The organism is Dietzia sp. CW19, assembly GCF_014145265.1.
GTDB classification, from domain to species: Bacteria; Actinomycetota; Actinomycetes; order Mycobacteriales; family Mycobacteriaceae; genus Dietzia; species Dietzia natronolimnaea.
This window is the reverse complement of the sequence record NZ_JAALEE010000028.1, coordinates 1-4,873: the sequence shown is the minus strand read 5'-3', so window position 1 is coordinate 4,873 and position 4,873 is coordinate 1. Positions and strand designations below refer to the sequence as shown.

General features: G+C 72.5%; 4 protein-coding genes. All 4 read right to left on the bottom strand.

Annotation, left to right across the window (positions count from 1 at the left end; translation table 11 throughout):
• Nucleotides 1-26: 26 nt before the first annotated feature.
• The gene (locus G6021_RS01125; RefSeq protein WP_259848063.1) at nt 27-728 is read right to left on the bottom strand and encodes a response regulator transcription factor; all 702 of its coding nucleotides are present in this window, start codon (nt 726-728) and stop codon (nt 27-29) included.
• On the bottom strand, nt 725-2,092 hold the full coding sequence (locus G6021_RS01120) for an ATP-binding protein (protein WP_182640494.1): 1,368 nt from the start codon (nt 2,090-2,092) through the stop codon (nt 725-727). Before G6021_RS01120 ends, G6021_RS01125 begins: the two co-directional genes overlap by 4 nt.
• A complete protein-coding gene (locus G6021_RS01115) occupies nt 2,089-3,252 on the bottom strand; it encodes an iron-containing alcohol dehydrogenase (protein ID WP_241736371.1) in 1,164 nt (387 codons plus the stop codon). Before G6021_RS01115 ends, G6021_RS01120 begins: the two co-directional genes overlap by 4 nt.
• A gap of 25 nt (nt 3,253-3,277) precedes the next feature.
• Nucleotides 3,278-4,873 (bottom strand): VWA domain-containing protein (locus G6021_RS01110; protein ID WP_347238893.1); only part of this gene is annotated, 1,596 nt, incomplete at its 5' end.

The window sequence follows — 4,873 nt, the reverse complement described above, 5'->3', positions numbered from 1 at the left end:
GGCGGCGACGGGCGGGGCGGGGGCGGTCAGAGCAGGCCCTGCTGACTGGCCACGTACACCGCCTCGGCCCGCCGTGAGACCTTGAGCTTGCGCAGGATGTTGCTGATGTGGAACTTGGCGGTCGTGGCCGAGATGAACAGCGCCTGACCGATCTCCTTGTTGGACATCCCCTCCGCCAGCAGTTTCAGGACCTCGATCTCCCGGGCCGACAGGGCCTCGGACGCCGAGCCCACGCCCTTGAGCGCGTCGAGCACCATGGACGCGGTGCGGGCGTCGAAGGCGCTCTGCCCCGCCGAGACCGACCGGACGGCGGTCACCAGCTCGGTCACGTCCACGTTCTTGACCACGTATCCCCGGGCCCCCGCCCGGACCGCCCGCACGACGATCGCCTTGTCGAGGAAGGTCGTGAGCACCAGGGGGGCCACGTCGGGGAACAGGTCGCGGACCGCCGCACAGACCCGCAACCCGTCGAGCTCGGAGCCGCTCCCGAGTTTGAGGTCGATCACCGCGACGTCCGGGCGGGTCGAGCGGATGACCTCAAGCGCAGCGTCCGCGGTCGACGCCTCACCGACCACCTCGAGGTCGGGCTCCCGCTCCAGCATCAGTCGCAATCCCTCTCGCAGGACGGCGTGGTCGTCCACCAGGACGGTGCGGATCGTCGACGGTGGGGTCGTGGGGCCGGTCCCCGGCGGGGTCCTCGGCCCGGGGGTCGTCGGACCCGGGGTCATCGGGCCGGCCGCCGGTCGAGTCCGTCGACGCGGGGCGCCACCACAGTGATCGCCACCCCACCCAGGTCGGACTGCACGATGCCCAGTTCTCCCCCCACCAGCTCGGCCCTCTCCCTCATGTTGACCAGGCCCTGGCGCTCCGCGGGGGAACCGGTCCGCTCGCCCTCGAGCATGGCCCGCAGGTCCTCCGGCCGTCCCACGCCGTCGTCCTCCACGGTCAGCACCACGGCCTCGTCACCGAAGTCCAGGGTCACCACCACGCCGTGCCCCCGCGAATGCCGCGCGGAGTTCGCGAGCGCCTCACCGGCGATCCGGAGCAGCTCGTGCTCGATCCCGGGGGTCGTCGGGACCTCGTCGCCGAGCACCCGGACCTCGGTGGTCATGCTCGACGGGACGTGGAGGCGGCACAGGTCCTCGATCAGGCGGCTCAACCGCCCGTCCCCGTCGTCGATCGTGCGCAGGGCGTAGATCACGGACCGGAGCTGGTCGACGGCCTGGTCGGTCAGGTGCACCGCCTTCTCCAGCAGCGGCCGCTGCCGGTCGACCCGCCCCACCGCGTCGAGTCCGAGTTGCAGGTGCATCCCCGCGCCGAGGACCAGCTGGGAGACGCTGTCGTGGAGTTCCCGGGCCATCCGCGACCGTTCCACGTCGAGGATCCGCTGGCGGTGCGCGGCGTCGAGTTCCCGATGGGCCAATTCCAGTTCGGAGTTCCGCCGGGACAGCTCCACCACGTGCCCCCGGGCCTCCTCGTACGCCTCCTCCGCCCGCGCGAGCAACGTCTCCTGGTCCCGGAAAAGGACGGAGTTGTGCAGTGCCACGGCCGCCTGCGCGGCGAGAATCCGCAGGACCACCGTGTCGATGTCCTCGGCCGGCCGCCCGGGGTGGCGCCAGGACGCCAGCCCCCCGATCACCCCACCGTGCAGGATCAACGGCACGGTCACCGCGTCGGGACCTCCGGCCTCGGCGACCTCGGTGGACCGGCCGCCGCGGAGGACCGCGAGCAGCACGTTGACCACACCCTTGGGCAGCCCCTCGGGGACCGGCGCCAGATCCCGCCCCTCGAACGCGACGAACCGCCCCTCGGGGTCCACGATGACGTGCCGTGGCTCGACGGACGGGAGTTGACCGTCCCGGAGGGCGACCAGCGCCCACTCGGCGTCGAGCTGGTCGTAGGCGACCCGGAGGACCGACAGCATCAGCTCCTCGGGCCCCTCGGCGGTCCGGACCAGCGCACCGGAGACCCGATCGAGCGCGTGCATGGAGCGGCGCAGCCGCGACTCCGCCGCCCGGTACTGGTCGAAGAAGCTCCTCTTGACCGACCGCAGGCCCAGGAGGGAGTCCAGATCCGTGGGCCCCTCGATCATGACGCCTCCCGGTACAGTCGTTCGACGTCCTCGAGGGTGACGGGACGCGGGTTCGTGGCCATGCACAGATCGTCGAGCGCGTGCGCGGCCAACGTGGGGATGTCCTCGGCGCGAACCCCCAGCTGCCCGAGCCCCGCCGGGATCCCGACGGCCTCCGCGAGGTCCCGGAAGCGGTCCGCGACCCGGTCCGTCACCTGGCCGCCACGGGACCCTACGGCGACCCCGGCAGCGCGCGCCAGGTCCGCCATGCGGTCCGCGGGCATGGCCATCCCGTTGTGCCGGACGACGTGGGACAGCAGGACCCCGTTGATCTGGCCGTGCGACGAGTCGTACCGGCCGCCCACCGGGTGGCTCATCGCGTGGACCGCCCCCAGGACAGCGTTGCTGAACGCCATCCCCGCCTCGAGCGACGCGAGCGCCATATCCCCCAACTGCCCGTCACCGTGCCCCTCGCCGCCCCCGAGCCTGTCGAGCGCCCGCGTGCACAGCTCGACGGACCGCAGGGCGTGGGAGTCCGTCAGCGGACCCGCCGCGCGCGAGAAGTAGGCCTCGACCCCGTGGGAGAGCACGTCGATCGCCGTGGCCGCCCGCACGTCCTCGGGGACGGTGGCGTGGGTGGCCGGGTCGATGACCGTCACGTCCGGCACCAGAGAGCGGCTGACGATGGTCACCTTGGTCCGCCGGTCCGAGTCGTTGACCACGCAGAACTGGGAGACGTCGGCACCACTGCCGGCCGTCGTCGGCACGGCCACCACCGGGGGCAGCGGCAACCGGATCCGGTCGACCCCCTCGTACTCGAGGACGTGCCCTCCGTTGGAGACGACGAGCGCCACCCCCTTGGCGGCGTCGATCACCGAGCCGCCGCCCACCGCCACGATGACGTCGCACCCCGAGGAGTGGTAGGTCCTCGCGCCGGAGAGGATCTGGGACGCCCGCGGGTTCGGCCGGACATCGGACCACACGACCGGCTCCGCACCCCGCGCCCTCAGCCCGTCGACGACCGTGCCCGGCCACGGGGTGAGTTCGAGCCACGGATCGGTGACGACGAGGGGACGCCGTGCGCCCAGTCCCATGGCGGCGGTCGCGGCCTCGGGCAGGGCACCGAAGCCGAAGAGGATCTCCGGCGCGTGGAACTTGGCCACCCGGCCTTCCGACGACATGCCCACACGATAGGCCCGGGTCATGTCAGGCGAGCGAGCTTCCCAGCAGACCTGCCCGTTCGGACAGTTCCGCGGGGTCGCGCGCGGTCACCACCCCGTCCAGGTACCGGGCGTACACGCTCAGCCCACACGTGGGCCGGTTCCAGTACCTCCGGGCCTCCGGGGTGATCCACGCCATCCGGTGGGCCCGCCTGCTGATCCGTCCGACCAGGTCCTCCCGCGGATCCAGGCCGTTGCTCCGCCCGTCACCCACGACGAGGACCGAGGTCCGGGCGTCGATCAGGTCGCCGTGGCGGTCGAGCAGCTCGGCGAACATCCGCCCGTAGTCACTGCTGGCCTCGAGGTCCAGACCGGGTGCGGCCAGCACGGTCGCCAACGCGTCCGGACCCGACGACGACAGGAGGTGGTCGGTCACGTCGACGGGTCGGTCGACGAAGGCGACCACGGAGCACCTGTTGACCTTCCGGTGCAGGCTCTGGGCCAGCCGCAGCACGAATCCGGTGACGGGACGGACCGAGAGCGACACGTCGACGAGGATCAGGAGCTTGAGCGGCCCGGGGACACGGGTCCGGTTCATGATGGTGAACGCCTCGCCGTCCGTCGCCCAGGCCCGTCGCAGGGTGGAGCGCGAATCGAGCAGCCCGCGGGCGAACGGCCGGGAGCGCCGCCGGGGGGCGCCCCGGATCCGGCGCATCACCTCGTGAGACGCGCGCTCGAGGTCCCCGCTGTCGGGCGCCTCCGGGCCCCCGTTGACCTCGTCGTCGCCGACACGACCGTCGGTGACGTCCTCCGCGAGGTTCCTCAGGAACTCCACGACCGCGTCGACGAACATCCCCACCTGCTCGCCCGCCGGGGGCCCGCCCTCGTCGGCGTGCACCGCGTACACCTGTCGGGCGTCGTACCCGTCGAGGGTCCGCAGGACGTCGAGCGCGTCCGCCCAGTCCAACGACTCGCCACCGGACACCGAGATGGCGGAGGACCCCATCTCCCCCACCCGGTCCGACGACGCGCGATCCACCTCGATCTCGTAGGTGACCGAGGACTGCCACCGCTCCGCGCCCGCCTCGACCGCGAACTCCTCCTCGCCCGTCGCGGTCGAGAAGTCGGAGTCGTCGTAGTGGATGTCCTCGTCACGGCGGGCCGTCTCGTCGCCCTCGACCAGGTCACCGATCTCGGCCGGGTCCAGGTCCGACGGGGTGAACGGCGAGGACCCGTCCGAGTCCAGTCCCAGTTCGTCGGGCAGCGCCCCCACCTGCGGGGCGTCGCCCCGGGCCCCTCCGGAGTCCTCGACCCGGGCCGCCCGCACACCGAGGAAGAAGCTGTCGAAGACGGCGTCGAAGCCCCGATTTTCCCGCTGGTACTTGACGGTCACCGCACGGAGCGCCGGCCGAAGGACCTCGGGCCGGGAGGTCCCCACCAGCGCGAGGACCGTCCGCAGTTCCACCACCTCGGCCGGGGAGACCGCCACCCCGCGTTCCCTGAGCAGCCGCCCGAACGCCACGGAGACGATGTCGAGCACCTGCGGGGGCGAGACGTGGGACCTGTCCCCGGCCGTCATCGTCGTCCGGTCCCGCGCCCGGCCACGCTGCGGGCCCGGCCGGCCCCGAACGCGGCGGAGGTC

Coding starts and splice junctions, on each gene's coding strand:
- G6021_RS01125 (WP_259848063.1), bottom strand. CDS start 728: ATGACCCCGGGTCCGACGACCCCCGGGCCGAGGACCCCGCCGGGGACC.
- G6021_RS01115 (WP_241736371.1), bottom strand. CDS start 3,252: ATGTCGTCGGAAGGCCGGGTGGCCAAGTTCCACGCGCCGGAGATCCTC.
- G6021_RS01120 (WP_182640494.1), bottom strand. CDS start 2,092: ATGATCGAGGGGCCCACGGATCTGGACTCCCTCCTGGGCCTGCGGTCG.